Raw genomic sequence first — 15,393 nt, forward strand, 5'->3', positions numbered from 1 at the left:
GAGCAACTACGCTCGGGGCCCTTTTTGTTTGCCGTATCCGATCGCTAGTTCAAATGTGATTTCCTCGGGAATGCATCTAGAGGATGCCGTGGGCCTGTTTCCTACCATGCGGCAATGGGTCCCATGGGGTGCGCCGTGCATTTTTTGGAGTATTCTGCAGTTCGAGTTGTCTGCATATGATTTGACGTCGCCAACGGTGGCTTTCGGATATCCCTAGCGAGCGTTCTGAGTCAGATTTCGTCGTTTTCCGGAGCAGGGGCGCGTCATTCTCGCCATGTCGGAACCCAAAATGACGCAGCGCCCTAAAGGTTTGCCCGCTCGGGGTATTGCTGGCGCGGTCACGTTGCAGAATACTCCGTTTTTTGCACGGGCCAGGATGGGGTACCTCGGGAGAACACGGCGGTATCCCGTAAATATATACAATCTGTACCGTAATTTATACAAAACGAAGAGGCAGACAGCGTAGGGTGGGTGCATTGGGGTGCTTGGTGCACCAAAACGGGGATCCCATGCGCCGTATACTCTGGCTGGATGTGAAAGCGGCTTGACGCGTTGCCAGGCGTAGGGGAGGGTGCCTCGATGAGCGTATTCGAAATTGTGTTTAGTCCGACGGGTGGAACGCGGAAGGTGTCTGGCCTTGTGGCCGGGGCACTGGGCAAGAATACCGTTACCGTCGATCTGGCCGATAGCGGGCTAGATTTCAGCGCTGTCTCGATGACTGAGGACGACGTGGCCGTAATCTCTGTGCCGGCGTATGCCGGTAGAATCCCGGCTGTGGTGGCTGACCGGTTGGGCATGGTGCGCGGCAACGGGGCTCGGGCTGTTTTGGTTTGCGTATACGGAAACCGCGCGTTTGAGGACACGCTCGTAGAGCTGGAGGACGTTGCGAAGCGCGCCGTATTTAGGGTTGTTGCAGCGGTTTCTGCTATTGCTGAGCATTCCGTTGCTCGTCAGTTTGCTGCTGGGCGACCGGATGCGCAGGATGCGGCGCAGCTCGCAGAGTTTGCGCAGCAAATTCAGCAAAAGCTGTTGGCTGAGGATGCGTCCGGGCCCTCTATCCCCGGCAATCGTCCTTATAAACAAGCCGGAGGTCACCGCATGGCACCCGAGGCAACAGAGGATTGTGTCTCCTGCGGTGCATGCGCCGCGGCGTGCCCCGTTTGCGCTATCGACAAGAGTGACCCCAAACGAGCAGCTGGCGAGGCGTGCATCTCCTGCATGCGCTGCATCGCCGTATGTCCGCGAGGTGCTCGCAAGCTTGATTCCAACAAACTATCCGCTGTTTCCCAGATGCTGAGCAAGGTTTGCGTCGCGCGGAAGGAATGCGAGCTCTTCATCTAGCGCAAGTGAGATTGGTGCAAACAAACCTGGCCCTTTTGCACCAAAAACGATCCGTTTTCCTCCGTTCCCAAGGGATCATGTGATCCGAAGGAGACGGAGGAAAACGGATCAAAAAGGAAAAATAGTAAGGCGCTCTTTTTCACATTGAATATTGCAATTTGGTAACGCGTTTTATCAAATATGGCATTTATCTGCGGTAATGTTCTATTTCACCGCTGAGGGTGACATTTTATACCGCCTGCCGAACCGTATGGAGACCTCACAACTTTTTAGGTCAGTGTTGTGCGTGTAGCAATTTCGCCCGGCCTCGCCTCCGGGCTGCCATGTGAGAGGGGATCTTATGGCTCGACTGCACGTAATGGAACGCAGCCACGCTCAGGCCGTCATGGACGACCTGCACGATGCGCTCGGACGTCGTCTGGCGGTGAGTTCGCTCGCCCCGTGTCCCGTTGAGTTTACGGCAGCGCTCGTCAACCTGTGCTCCACCCAGAGCTGCGGCAAGTGCACGCCCTGCCGCGTGGGCCTGAGCGCGCTGAGCGATCTGCTCGCCGATGTGCTCGAGGGCCGCGCCGACGAGTCCACGCTCAATCTGATCGAGCGCACCGCCCGCACCATCTATCTTTCGAGCGATTGCGCCATCGGTTACGAGGCCGGCGCCATGGCGCTTACGGCTATCCGCGGTTTCCGTGACGATTTTGAGCACCACATCCGCGAGCACTCCTGTGGCTTTGACCGCGAGGCCCGCGTCCCGTGCGTCTCGGGCTGTCCGGCGCATGTCGACATTCCCGGTTACATTTCGCTCGTCGAGGCCGGCCGCTATGCCGATGCCGTCAAGGTCATCCGCAAGAATAACCCGCTGCCGCTCGTTTGCGGCCTGGTGTGCGAGCATCCCTGCGAGATGCATTGCCGCCGTGGCATGGTCGACGACCCCATGAACATCCTCGCCCTCAAGCGTTTTGCCGTTGAGCACAGTGACCTCAACGACCACAAGCCGCATGTAGTGGACAACACCGGTAAGCGCGTCTCCGTGATCGGCGGCGGCCCGGCTGGCCTTTCCTGTGCCTACTACCTGGCCGTGATGGGCCACAAGGTGACCATTTTTGAGCAGCGCCACCACTTGGGCGGCATGCTGCGCTACGGCATCCCCAGCTATCGTCTGCCGCGCGAGCGCCTGCAGGCCGAGATCGACTGGATCTTGAGCGCCGGCATCGACGTTGAGCTCGATCACTCCGTGAACGGCGAGGAGCTCGCTCGCCTGCGCGACGAGTTCGATGCCGTCTACCTGGCCATCGGTGCCCATAGCGACAAGAAGCTCGGCCTTCCGGGTGAAGAGGCGCCCGGCGTGGAGTCGGCCGTCAAGATGCTGCGCGCCATCGGAGACGACGAGCTGCCCGACCTGAGCGGCCAGCGCGTGTGCGTCATCGGCGGCGGCAACGTGGCCATGGACGTGGCGCGCTCTGCCGTGCACTGCGGTGCCGAAAAGGTGAGCATCGTCTACCGCCGTCGCATCTGCGATATGACGGCCCAGGACGCCGAGATTGCCGGCGCCCAGGCCGAGGGTTGCGAGGTTCTGGAGCTCACGGCGCCGCTCGCCATCGAGACGGGTGAAGATGGTCGCGTGAGCGGCCTGCGCGTGCAACCGCAGATTATCGGCGAGCCCCGCCGCGGTCGTCCGGCTCCGCGTGCCGCCGCTACGCCCGAGCGCGTCATCCCCTGCGAGCGCGTGTTTGTCGCCATTGGCCAGGACATCGATTCCAAGCCGTTTGAGGACATGGGCATCGCCTGCAAGTGGGGTTGCGTGGTCACCGACTCGGACGGTGCCGTGCCCAACTTCGATGGCCTCTTTAGCGGCGGCGACTGCCAGACCGGCCCCGCCACCGTCATCCGGGCCATCAACGCCGGCCGCGTTGCTTCGGCAAATATCGACCGCTATCTGGGTTTTGACAACAAGATCAAGCTCGACGTTGAGCTGCCGACCGTGCAGTTTAAGGGCAAGCACGAGTGCGGCCGCTGCGAGCTGGGCGAGCGCGAGGCCGGCGAGCGCATCTACGATTGGAATCTGGTCGAGCAGGGCCTTACCGAGGAGGAGGCACGCCAGGAGGCAAGCCGCTGCCTGCGTTGCGACCACTTTGGCTTTGGCGCGTTCCGCGGAGGGAGGAACCTGGAATGGTAGAGCCCAACAACCCCACTGTCAGCGACAACACCGAAAGCGGAGCACTCAACATGGTCAAGCTCACTATCGATAATTGCGAGGTCGTGGTGCCCGAGCACACCACGATCCTGGACGCGGCCAAGTCCGTCGGTATCCAGATTCCCACCCTGTGCTACCTGCGCGATCTAAACGAGATCGGCGGCTGCCGCGTGTGCGTGGTCGAGGTTGAGGGCTGCGACCAGCTGGTTGCCGCCTGCAACAACTACGTGCTCGACGGCATGGTGGTCCACACCAACAGCCCCAAGGCCCGCGAGGCGCGTCGCACCAACGTGCAGCTGCTACTGTCCCAACACGACTCGCGCTGTACGAGCTGCGTGCGCAGTGGTAACTGCAACCTGCAGACCATCGCCAACGACCTGGGCATCTTCTATCTGCCGTACGAGCAGCACCTGGCGCGCGAGGGCTGGGACTTCGATTTCCCCATCATCCGCGATAACGACAAGTGCATTAAATGCATGCGCTGCATCAAGGTGTGCGAGAGCGTGCAGGGCTTAGGGATTTGGGACCTGACCAACCGCGCCACGCATACCGCCGTGGGCACCCGCGGGCGTGCGCCGATCGGCAAGACCGATTGCGTCGCGTGTGGTCAGTGCATCACGCATTGTCCGACGGGCGCCCTGCGCGAGCGTGACGATACCGAGACCGTGTTCGACGCCATCGCCGATCCCGACAAGATCGTGCTGGTGCAGATTGCGCCGGCCGTGCGCAGCGCCTGGGGCGAGGAGCTCGGCATATCTCGCGAGGAGGCTACCGTTGAGCGCTTGGCTTGCGCGCTGCGCCGCGTTGGCTTTGAGTACGTGTTCGATACCGATTTCTCGGCCGACCTCACCATTATGGAAGAGGGCTCCGAGCTGCTCAAGCGCCTGGGCGAGGCCGCCAAGGGCGAGGGCGACAGCCGCAGCTGGCCCATGTTCACGAGCTGCTGCCCGGGCTGGGTACGCTTTGTGAAGGCGCGTTACCCCGAGTTTGTCGACAGCCTGTCCACGTCCAAGTCGCCGCAGCAGATGTTCGGCGCCATCGCCAAGACCTACTACGCCAAGGTGCTGGGCGTGGAGCCCGAGCGCCTGTTTGTGGTGTCCGTGATGCCGTGCACGGCCAAGAAGGCCGAGTGCGCGCTGCCGAGCATGGTGGGCGAGGGCGGCACGCCCGATGTGGACGTTGCGCTGACGGTGCGCGAGATGGTGCGCATGGTCCGCGCGAGCCACGTGAGCGTGGATACGCTAGTTGAGGAGCCGCTCGATACGCCGCTGGGCTTTGGCACGGGTGCGGGTGTGATCTTTGGCGCCACGGGCGGCGTGATGGAGGCCGCCGTGCGCTCGGCCTATTACCTGGTGACGGGCAAGAACCCCGACGCCGACTTCTTTACCGATGTGCGCGGCCTGGACGGCTGGAAGGAGGCCGTGGCCGATATCGATGGCACCAAGGTGCGCGTCGCCGTGGCACACGGGCTGGGCAACGCTGCCCGTCTGCTCGACGCGATTCGCGACGGCCGCGTGAGCTATGACTTCGTTGAGGTTATGGCGTGCCCGGGCGGCTGCGTCGGTGGCGGCGGTCAGCCCATCCACGACGGCTGCGAGCTGGCAGCCGAGCGTGGCCAGGTGCTCTGGGGCCTGGATGCCGCTGCGGACATTCGTTTCTCGCACGAGAATCCCGATGTCCAGGCGTGCTACCGCGAGTTCTTGGGCGAGCCGCTCTCGTCGCTGGCTGAGGATCTGCTGCATACCGACCATCACGCATGGACGATGCCTAACGAGGGGACGTGCTAGCGATGCGCGCGTTTGATTTTGAGCTGTCGCGCCGGGGGTTTGCCTCGGCGCTTGCCGCGGGTGCGCTGTCGCTTGCACTCGCGGGCTGTGGCGGCGGGGCTGCCGGTGCCGGGTCCGCCGCGGGCTCGGCTGCCACGGACGGCGCCGGTGCTGCTGCAGAGCCGGTCGAGGTGCGCGTCGCCTCGCTCAAGGGGCCGACCTCGATTGGTCTGGTGCAGTTTATGGACCGGGCAGCCGATGGCGAGACGGACAATGAGTTCGACTTTGCGATCAATACTGCCGCCGATGAGATTGTGCCCAAGGTCATTCAGGACGATATCGATATCGCCCTGGTGCCCGCCAACGTGGCGAGCGTACTCTACAACAAGACTGAGGGTGCGGTGCAGGTCATCGACATCAACACGCTGGGCGTGCTGAACGTGGTGACGGGTAACGCGGACGTTACTTCGTTTGGCGATCTGGCGGGCCATACTGTCTATATGACGGGCAAGGGCACCACGCCGGAGTACGTCATGAACTACCTGTTGGAGCGCGCGGGCCTGACCGGCCAGGTGGCGCTTGAGTTTAAGAGCGAGCCCACCGAGGTGCTCTCGGTGCTGCTTGCCGATCCGTCTGCCGTGGGCGTGCTGCCCGAGCCGTTCAAGACCGCTGCCATCGCAAAGAGCGAAGGCAAGCTGTCGGCGCCGGTGAGTCTGACCGATGTGTGGGATGAGCTGGCGGGCGACACGGGCTCCCGTTTGCTGACGGGCGTGACCGTGGTGCGTCGGGCCTTTGCCGAGGAGCATCCCGAGGCCGTGGCGGAATTCCTGAGCTGCCATGCTGCGAGCGTTGAGGACGTGAACGCGGCGCCGGCGGACTGGGCTCAGGCCGTGGTCGATGCGGGTATCGTGGATAACGCCGCGATTGCCGAAAAAGCGATTCCCGGGTGCATGCTCGTGTGCCAGACGGGGAGGGATATGAAGGCGGCGCTCGGTGGGTACCTGCAGGTGCTGGCCGATGCGGACGCGAGCGCCGTGGGCGGCAAGCTCCCGGCTGACGATTTCTACTACATGGAGTAGCCCGTGCGTGCGTTTGCTCGACAAATGGCAGAGCGTATGAAGGCGGTGGCGGCAGCAGGTGCCGTTGCCGCCTTTTGGCTTGCCGTGTGGGTGCTGGTGGCGGGTCTCGTGGCGCAGCCGTTGATTTTGCCGGGGCCGGGCGCTGTCGTGGTGGCGTTGCTACGACTGGTATGCGATGCCGGCACATGGGCGATTCTGGCAGGCTCGGGTGCGCGTATCTTGGGCGGGCTGGCGCTTGCCGCGGTGTGCGGCGTCGTGATGGCGGGAGCCTCGGTGCGGTCGCTGACGTTTGCCCGCTTGGTGGCGCCTGCGCTTTCGTTTGTTAAGGCGACACCGGTTGCCTGCGTGGTGGTCCTGCTGCTCATTTGGTTGGGGTCGGCGCGCGTGAGCATCGCCGCGGTCTTTTTGATGGCGCTGCCGGGCGTGTATTTTTCGCTGGTCGAGGGTTTGACGCAGGTTGATCAGTCGCTGGAGCAGATGTTTCATCTGCATAGCGTGCGGGGTTGGCGTCTGTTTTGCGCCCATACCTGGCGCGAGGTCCTGCCGTTTGTGCTTTCGTGCGCGCGTGCCGTGATCGGCATGAGCTGGAAGGCCGGCGTGGCGGCGGAGCTCATCGGCATGGCGACGGGCACCGTGGGCGAGCGCATCTATCAGGCGAAGCTGCTCATCGAGACGGCTGACCTGCTGGCGTGGACCGTGCTGGTCGTGGCGGCATCGTGGGTATGCGAGCGCGTGCTGGTGTGGTTGCTGCGGGCTTCGGGGCCCGTGGCGTGGCGAACTGCCGTGCGGGCGCATGGGCATGGACTGCGCGGGCGTACAGGGGCTGCGAGCGATGGTGCTGCAGCGGAGCTTGCGCTTGCCGTGGGCGATCGCGCGCCTTGGGCGCCGGCGCTCGACGGGCTGGTGCTTCATGTGCCCGCCGGTGGACGCACCTGTGTGATGGGCGCTTCGGGCGTGGGCAAGTCGACGTTGCTTGCGCTGGCGGCGGGGGAGTGCGCACCGTGCTCCATGGTGTTTCAGGATGTGCGCCTGGTCGAGGACGCTTCTGCCTTGGATAATGTGCTGGTGTGCGCCGACGCGCGCGTGGATGCCTCGAGTGCCGCAGCCCTGTTGCGCCTGCTGGTACCGGGGATCGATGTGCATGCACGCGTGGCTGAGCTCTCGGGTGGGCAGCGTCGTCGCGTCGAGATTGCCCGAGCCCTGCTGTGCCCGGGCGGCGCAGTGATTCTGGACGAGCCCTTTACCGGTCTAGACATCGCTGCGCGCGACGCATGCGCCGAGGTCGTGCTCGACTTGCTCGACGGCCGCATGCTGTTGCTTGCCACGCACGATGCCGCTGACGCTCGGGCCCTCGATATCTCGGATATCATCACGCTCTAAAAGCCATTTCAGGCGCTAACTCAACAATAAAATGATTCGTTTTCTTCTGTCTCCATGGGGTCGGGTATGGTATTCTATCTACGGGGTAATACTTAGGATTACCAAGTAATACCAACGCCGTAGAACAAACTCCAGATGCGGACCAATCGGGTTGCCTTCACAGCCCGTCGCCCAGCCGCGTGGCCCGCATCCATCCGCACCACCGTCGTTTCAAGAAGGAAGCGCCATGGCAGAACACATGACCCCGGTTGTCGCGAAGGTTTTGCCCGAGGAAAAGGCGGCCTTCGCGGCGGCAACCCAGCTCGTGGGCACCACACCGTCCAACGCCATCCGCATGTTCATCGCCGCTTTCAATCGCTGCGGCACCTTCCCGTTCGACATCTCGCCGAGCGGGGCTTTTGGCGCTGCGCCCGATTCTCATCAACAATGACTGTCCCAAACTGCCGGCACTTGGGGACGTTCCTTTTCAGCCGGCAGTTAAGGAACGTCCCTAAGTGCCGGGTTTTGAGGAGGTTGGCATGCTCAATGCGATGGCGTGGGCGCTTGCCTGTTTTGGCGTTGTCGCTGCCGATATAGCCCTGAGCGTGGTTCTGTTTTCAGTTCTCGATGCCGTGTCGGTGCTGACGGGTTTCCCGATCGACAACCTCGATATTCAATGGTTCCAGGCTGCCGCTCAGACGGCGTCATTTTTGATGGCGCTGCTGTGGTGGCGTTATCTGTGGCCCCGCTCCTTCATGGCACGCCGGCAAGGCGAGCGCCCGCTCGGTGGGGGAGCAAGCGCGGCATGGAAGCGCATTGCCTGCGTTGTCGTGATTGGCCTATCCATGCAGGTGGTCATTAGCTACCTATGCGACGGCGTGCTGTCGCTGCTGCCCGAGGTCGCGGCAGACTATAGCGAGCTCGTCGAGGAAACGGGCATGGGCGATACCAGCCTTCTTGCCGTCCTGACCACGGTGCTCGGCGCTCCGTTTTGCGAGGAACTGCTGGTGCGCGGCATCATCTTTGAGTTTTCGCTGCGTGCGTTTAATCCACAGTGCCGTTCGCTCTGGAAGCGCCGGCGCCGCGCGAACGCGCAAGACGGCGCCATGGTGCCCTGGGCGGCCCCAAGCACGTGGGGTATCGCCGCGGCAATCGTGCTGCAGGCGGCCATCTTTGGCTTTATGCATATGAACTGGGTGCAGGGCTGCTATGCGGGCGCTGCCGGCCTCATTTTTGGTTGGGTGTTCGTGACCACCGGAAAGCTCCGCTACACGATCCTGCTGCACTTTGCCTTTAATGCCGGGTCGTATCTCATGGGGCTGCTGTGGTTTGTGAACACGCCGTTCGACGTGGCAATTACGGTCGCGATCGCCGGCGTGATCCTGGTGGAGGCAATGCGCTCGCTGCGCCAAGCGTGCCAGCAGAGCGCTGTGAGCACATCTACCGCATTCCCGCACTAATTGCGGCGTCCGCCTCCGTTGGCACCCTGACGCCCCTGAGCTGCACGGTTGCGCCCGGCAGTGTTCTGCGCGCGCGACATGCCGCTGTGCCCCTTGCTGCCCTTAGGCCCCTTGCCAGCGGCGCCACCGTGGGCCTTGCCGCCCTTCTTGCCTGCGCCATGCCCACCGCCAGCAGACGTCTCGCCCGGGCGCGGCGGCACGGGACGGATCAGGCAATGCTTGGTGTAGCCGATCAGGTCGCGGCGGCCAGCCTTTTCCAGCGCCTCGCGTACCAGCTTGTAGTTCTCGGGCTTGCGATACTGGATGAGCGCGCGTTGCATGGCCTTCTCGTGCGGGTCGCGCGCTACATAGATCGGCTCCATGGTGCGCGGGTCCACGCCGGTGTAGTACATGCACGTCGACATGGTGGACGGGGTGGGGTAGAAGTCCTGCACCTGTTCGGGCATGTAGCCCATGTCGCGCACGGCTTCGGCAAGGTCCACGGCTTCCTTCATCGTCGAGCCGGGGTGGCTCGAGATCAGGTACGGCACCACATACTGCTTGAGTCCGTATTCGCGGTTCAGGCGCTCAAATTTACGGCAGAACGCGTCGTAGACGGCGCGGCTCGGCTTGCCCATCACGGACAACACCGCGTCGCTCACGTGCTCGGGCGCTACGCGCAGCTGGCCCGAGACATGGTGCTCCAGCAGCTCGCGCAAAAACTCGTCCGAGGCGTCGGCCATGGTGTAGTCAAAGCGGATGCCGCTGCGGACGAAGACCTTCTTGACGCCCGGCAGCTGGCGCAGGTCTCGCAGCAGCTGCGTGTAGCCGCTCTCGTCGACCACCATGTTCTTGCACACACTCGGCCACAGGCAGCGCTTGTTCTTGCACACGCCGTGCTTGAGCTGCTTGTCGCAGGCAGGGCGGCTAAAGTTGGCCGTCGGCCCGCCCACGTCGTTGATGTAGCCCTTAAACTCGGGATCGCGTGTGAGCAGCTCGGCCTCGCGCATGATCGAGTCGTGGCTGCGCATCTGCAGCACGCGGCCCTGGTGGAAGGTGAGCGCGCAAAATGAGCACTCGCCAAAACAGCCGCGGTTGGAGCTAATGGAAAACTTGATCTCGGCAAAGGCCGGCACTCCGCCCGCCGCATCGTAGTCGGGATGCCAATCGCGTGCGTAGGGGAGTTCGGCCACCTCGTCCATCTCATCGGTGGTGAGCGTCGCCGACGGCGGGTTTTGCACCACATAGACGCTGTTGGGGTAGGGCTCTACCAGGCGGTGTCCGGTGATGGGGTCCATATTCTGCTGCTGCACGTTAAAGCTGCGCGCGTAGTTGAGCTTATCGGCGGCAAGGTCGTCCCAGCTGGGCAGCAGATCGTAGTCGTAGACCTCGTCGAGCGAACCCGTGCGGTATACGGTGCCGTTGATATAGGTGATCTGATCGACGGGCAGTCCCGCGTCGAGCGCGTCGGCGATCTCGACGATCGCGTGCTCGCCCATGCCGTAGATGAGGATGTCGGCGCCCGAGTCGAGCAGTACCGAGCGCTTGAGCTTGTCCTGCCAGTAGTCGTAGTGGGCCAGACGGCGCAGGCTCGCCTCGATGCCGCCGATGATGATGGGGGCGTCCTTGAACGTCTGGCGGATGAGGTTACCGTAGACCGTGACGGCTCGGTTGGGACGGTGCCCCTCCTCGCCACCGGGGGTATAGGCGTCGGTGTGGCGGCGGTGCTTGGTCACCGAATAGTGGTTGACCATGGAGTCCATATTGCCGGCGCTGACGAGAAAGCCCAGGCGCGGCTCGCCGAGCACGGTGATGCTGGCGGGGTCGGTCCAATCGGGCTGGCAGATGATGCCCACCTTGTAGCCGTGTGCGTCGAGTACGCGGCTGACGATGGCCATACCAAAGCTGGGATGGTCCACGTAGGCGTCGCCGCAGATGTAGACAAAGTCGCACTGGTCCCAGCCGCGCGCATCCATGTCGGCGCGGCTGACGGGGAGGAACTTATCGCGGCCCGGTCGCCAGGGGCGGGCGGGCGCTGCAGAGGCATGCGTGGGTCGCGAGCCCTGCGCCTTACCGCCGCGCTTTTGCTGCTGGCCCTGTTTGCCCTGCTGTTCGCGTTGGCTGTTCTGAGCGTGCTGAGGCTTTTTTGCCACGATCCCTCCCGGTGTCTGTATGTTGCACGTAATTGTAACCAGTCTTTTTGGGACGGCGCTAAAAAGACTGGTGGAGTACATGAGCTGGTGAGTGAGAGCGTCGCTGAGCCAGTCGTTTGTTTCCAGACTGTGTATCTGCGCGTTGGAGAACCCGTCTCGCGCGCACGCCATGTTGTCAATGGGTTACAGTATGAACGGCGGTTATGTTTCCGCCAACGCACGAGAGGGTCGTCAACAAGGAGGATGCACGACGATGCAGCGTGCCAAACAGATATCAGAGTCCATCGAGCTTGGCATTATCTTGGCGCTCGCCGGTGGCTTTATGGACGTCTATTCGTACATTGGGCGCGATCATGTTTTCGCCAACGCGCAGACAGGCAACATCCTGCTCGTGGGCGTGAGCATCTCGGAGGGCAACTGGGCACTTGCGGGACGCTATTTCTTCCCCGTGGTGTCGTTTGCCGTGGGCATTATGCTTGCCGACCTGGTACACGAACGGTTTGGCAGCGTGATTCACTGGCGCCAAGTGACGGTGTTCTTTGAAGCCGTTATCTTGCTGGGCGTGAGCTTTATCCCCGGCGGCAATTTCAACCTGCTCGCCAACTGCCTCACCTCGTTTGCCTGCGGCATGCAAGTTGAGAGCTTCCGCAAGATCCACGGTCACGGCATCGCTACGACCATGTGTATCGGCAACTTGCGCAACGCGCTGCAAAACGTGGACGATTACATCATCACCCACAGGCGCGGCTTTTTGGAAAACGGCCTGCTGTACTTTGGCGTGATCTTTACCTTTGTGTTTGGCGCCGTGTTGGGCAACTGGTGCATTGAGCGCATGGGCCTGCACGCCATCGTCGTGGCGAGCTTGCTGCTGTTTGTCGCGTTTGCCATCATGTTCATCGACCGCGAGCGCGACTTGCGCTTACGCTGGAAGGTTGCGGCCGAGGCTTGGAAAGAGGGCTGCCGAAAGTAACCGAATGCGGCAAAGGGGCTGTCCCTTTGCCGCAATATTTTTCATCGTCTGTTGAAACGCTTTAAATAGTTTGACGTTCTCACGCGTTTTTTGTTTCAAAAGCGTTAGGATGGGACTCATAGCGTGGGGCGTAATGGATGCCCCGCACACGATGGGAGGCTATCAATGGCTAATCGTTTCGTTCTCAATACCATCTCTTATCATGGTTCCGGCGCCATCAAGGAGATCCCCGGCGAGCTCCAGCGTCGTGGCTACAAGAAGATCTTCGTCTGCTCCGACCCCGATCTGGTCAAGTTTGGCGTTACCGCTAAGGTGACCGACGAGCTCGACGCCGCCGGCATCGCTTGGAGCCTTTACTCCGAGATCAAGCCCAACCCCACCATCCAGAACGTCAAGGACGGCGTCGAGGCCTTCAAGGCCGCCGAGGCTGACGCTATCGTGACCATCGGTGGCGGTTCCTCCATGGACACCGCCAAGGCTATCGGCATCATCATCAACAACCCCGAGTTCGCCGATGTCCGCAGCCTCGAGGGCGTTGCTCCGACTAAGAACCACGCCGTGTTCACCATCGCTGTGCCGACGACCGCCGGTACCGCTGCTGAGGTGACCATCAACTACGTCATCACCGACCCCGAGAAGGTCCGCAAGTTCGTGTGCGTCGACACCAACGACGCTCCCGAGGTCGCCGTCGTCGACCCCGACATGATGGCTTCCATGCCCGCCGGCCTGACCGCTTCCACCGGTATGGACGCTCTGACCCACGCCATCGAGGGCTACACCACCAAGGGCGCTTGGGAGCTCTCCGACATGTTCCACTTTGAGGCTATTAAGCTGATCAGCGAGAACCTGCGCGACTCCGTTGCCGAGGCCAAGTCCGGTCAGCCCGGCTCCGGCCGCGAGGGCATGGCTCTTGGCCAGTATGTCGCCGGCATGGGCTTCTCCAATGTCGGCCTGGGCATCGACCACGCCATGGCTCACACCCTGTCCGCTCACTACGACACCCCGCACGGCGTCGCCTGCGCCATGCTGCTGCCGATCGCCATGGAGTTCAACAAGCCGGTTTGCGCCGAGCGCCTGGCCAAGGTCGCCGTCGCCATGGGCGTTGACACCACGGGCATGAGCACCGACGAGGCCGCCGATGCCGCCATCGCCGCCGTCAAGCAGCTCTCCGCCGACGTGAACATCCCGCACGTCTGCGAGGCCATGAAGGCTGACGAGATCGAGGTCCTGGCCAAGGACGCCATGGCCGACGCCTGCTTCCCGGGTAACCCGCGCGAGGCAACGCTCGACGACGTCATCGAGCTCTTCAAGAAGATCTGCCCGGCTGCCTAGCCCAGTTTGGTGGTCCTTCGCCCGTAGGTGTATGGTCTTTTGACGTGCCGCTGGCCCCGCCGTGCTACGCACGGCGGGGCTTTTTGTGCTGCGTCGATGCCCTGAGACGGACAAAACCAAGGCGTACTGCCCGCTGCGGATAGGTGGTGCACTTCCCTGCGTGCATTTTTGGGAGTATTCAACAAGCTCTTAAAAATGCATAACGTTGTGAATGGGCGGTAGTGATCCGCAGGCGCCCATCGACAGCCATTGTGGGCGGGCTATCGATGAGTGGAGGGGGTTGTTACTGAGTTTCTGCTTTGCGACGACCTGCAACACTGCTGTAACCGCGTCGTTTTGTCGTTCGTGATGGGGCCGTTGGGGCCCACGGTGCTGAATACTCCGTTTTTGCACGGTCCAAGGTGGGGCACCCTGAGACGAAGCAAAAAGATGCCTCATTTCTATGCAAATACCAATAGGATTTATGCAAGATTGAGATTGTAAACCGTGCACGTGCACAAAACCGGTGCGGGGACGTCTGGAGGCGGCTCGGCTCCTGGGGCATTGCACGTGCAGAACGGTTAAAATCGGGACTCGGTCTTAGTTTTACTTGGAAGGATGCATATGACTTCTAATATTGATGCTTCTCTAGAGGAGACGCTCTCCTATATCGCAGGACAGCTTAAGACGCTGACTTCTATTGCCTCCCCTACCGGCTATACCCGTGCGGCGACTGATTATCTGATGGAGACCCTGCGCGATATGGGGTTTGGGCCTGAGCGTTCTAATAAGGGTAACGTGCTCGTTGAGCTTGGCGGCGAGGGCGAGCCGCTCGTACTGGCGAGCCATGTCGATACCCTAGGCGCCATGGTGCGTTCCATTAAGGACAATGGCCGCCTGCGCCCCACGACGCTCGGTGGGCATCAGTGGTCTACGGCCGATGGCGAGAACTGCACCGTCTACACGCGCGACGGCAATGTCTACACGGGCGTGGTTCTTAACACCGAGCCTTCGGCGCACGTGGCCGACGAGCCGGTCAAGACCATCGAGAAGAACATGGAGATCTTGCTCGACGAGAACGTCGACAGCAAGGACGATGTGCTCGAGCTGGGTATTCAGACCGGCGACATCATCGCTATGGATCCTCGCACGACGGTGACGGAGAGCGGCTACATTAAGAGCCGCTTCCTGGATGACAAGCTATCGGCCGCCATTTTGTTGGGCTTGGCGCGTGCCGTCGCCGCTGGCGAGGTGACGCTTTCGCGTAAGGTTTCGCTGCTCTTTACCGTGTACGAGGAGGTGGGCCACGGCGGCGCCTTCGTGCCGGCCGACACGCGCGAGATGATCAGCGTTGACATGGGCTGCGTGGGCGACGACCTAGGCTGCACCGAGCACATGGTGTCGATCTGCGCCAAGGATTCGGGCGGTCCGTACAACTACGACCTGGTGACGGCGCTGTCCAATATCGCGCGCGAGCTTGAGCTCGATTACGCTATCGACGTGTATCCGCATTACGGTTCGGACGTCGAAGCCACGCTCTCTGCCGGCTACGACATTCGCCATGGTCTGATCGGCCCCGGCGTGTATGCGAGCCACAACTACGAGCGTAGCCACATGGACGGCGTGCGCAACACCTTCGAGCTCGTCCGCGCCTACGTACAGCGCTAGCGATGCAGCGGCCTCGGCTGATACGGCAGTACCGACCGAGGCCGTCCTCTCTAAGTTGCGGTGAAATAGGGACTGTTTGGCGGTTTTAAACGCTTAAACAGTCCCTATTTCACCGC

At 62.1% G+C, this 15,393-nt stretch carries 11 protein-coding genes; 10 read left to right on the forward strand and 1 reads right to left on the reverse strand.

Features of this window, described 5'->3' with window-relative positions:
* Positions 1–639 precede the first annotated feature (639 nt).
* The 7 genes from I2H19_RS02420 (at position 640) to I2H19_RS02450 (ending at position 9,196) form a co-directional block, all read left to right on the forward strand.
* Positions 640–1,341, forward strand: coding sequence for a 4Fe-4S dicluster domain-containing protein (locus I2H19_RS02420; protein WP_271745515.1), 702 nt, complete (start codon positions 640–642; stop codon positions 1,339–1,341).
* Positions 1,342–1,681: 340 nt separating this feature from the next.
* Positions 1,682–3,514 carry an NAD(P)-binding protein gene (locus tag I2H19_RS02425; protein ID WP_195621057.1) on the forward strand — a complete coding sequence of 611 codons (1,833 nt, stop codon included), beginning with the start codon at positions 1,682–1,684 and terminating at the stop codon, positions 3,512–3,514.
* Positions 3,508–5,319 (forward strand): NADH-dependent [FeFe] hydrogenase, group A6, encoded by a 1,812-nt coding sequence (locus I2H19_RS02430; protein WP_229089748.1) that lies wholly within the window; start codon positions 3,508–3,510, stop codon positions 5,317–5,319. Before I2H19_RS02425 ends, I2H19_RS02430 begins: the two co-directional genes overlap by 7 nt.
* A gap of 2 nt (positions 5,320–5,321) precedes the next feature.
* Positions 5,322–6,377, forward strand: coding sequence for an ABC transporter substrate-binding protein (locus I2H19_RS02435; protein WP_195621058.1), 1,056 nt, complete (start codon positions 5,322–5,324; stop codon positions 6,375–6,377).
* 3 nt (positions 6,378–6,380) lie between these two features.
* Positions 6,381–7,757, forward strand: coding sequence for an ATP-binding cassette domain-containing protein (locus I2H19_RS02440; protein ID WP_195919840.1), 1,377 nt, complete (start codon positions 6,381–6,383; stop codon positions 7,755–7,757).
* A gap of 226 nt (positions 7,758–7,983) precedes the next feature.
* Positions 7,984–8,187 carry a type II toxin-antitoxin system RelB/DinJ family antitoxin gene (locus I2H19_RS02445; protein WP_006235351.1) on the forward strand — a complete coding sequence of 68 codons (204 nt, stop codon included), beginning with the start codon at positions 7,984–7,986 and terminating at the stop codon, positions 8,185–8,187.
* A gap of 88 nt (positions 8,188–8,275) precedes the next feature.
* Positions 8,276–9,196 (forward strand): CPBP family intramembrane glutamic endopeptidase, encoded by a 921-nt coding sequence (locus tag I2H19_RS02450; protein ID WP_195364063.1) that lies wholly within the window; start codon positions 8,276–8,278, stop codon positions 9,194–9,196.
* Here I2H19_RS02450 and I2H19_RS02455 read toward each other — a convergent pair.
* Positions 9,193–11,328: a YgiQ family radical SAM protein gene (locus I2H19_RS02455; RefSeq protein WP_271745518.1), complete on the reverse strand. Its 2,136-nt coding sequence runs from the start codon at positions 11,326–11,328 to the stop codon at positions 9,193–9,195. The genes I2H19_RS02450 and I2H19_RS02455 overlap by 4 nt on opposite strands.
* A gap of 253 nt (positions 11,329–11,581) precedes the next feature.
* Between I2H19_RS02455 and I2H19_RS02460 the strand changes: the two genes are divergently transcribed.
* From I2H19_RS02460 to I2H19_RS02470, 3 genes are all read left to right on the forward strand, one after another.
* A complete protein-coding gene (locus I2H19_RS02460) occupies positions 11,582–12,298 on the forward strand; it encodes a YoaK family protein (protein WP_055310199.1) in 717 nt (238 codons plus the stop codon).
* Positions 12,299–12,463: 165 nt separating this feature from the next.
* The gene (gene fucO, locus I2H19_RS02465; RefSeq protein ID WP_022094861.1) at positions 12,464–13,630 is read left to right on the forward strand and encodes a lactaldehyde reductase; all 1,167 of its coding nucleotides are present in this window, start codon (positions 12,464–12,466) and stop codon (positions 13,628–13,630) included.
* Positions 13,631–14,233: 603 nt separating this feature from the next.
* Positions 14,234–15,277, forward strand: a complete 1,044-nt coding sequence (locus I2H19_RS02470) for a M42 family metallopeptidase (RefSeq protein WP_035137360.1) — start codon at positions 14,234–14,236, stop codon at positions 15,275–15,277.
* Positions 15,278–15,393 lie beyond the last annotated feature (116 nt).

It is taken from the genome of Collinsella aerofaciens (assembly GCF_015560135.1).
Classification (GTDB): Bacteria; Actinomycetota; Coriobacteriia; order Coriobacteriales; family Coriobacteriaceae; genus Collinsella; species Collinsella aerofaciens_AN.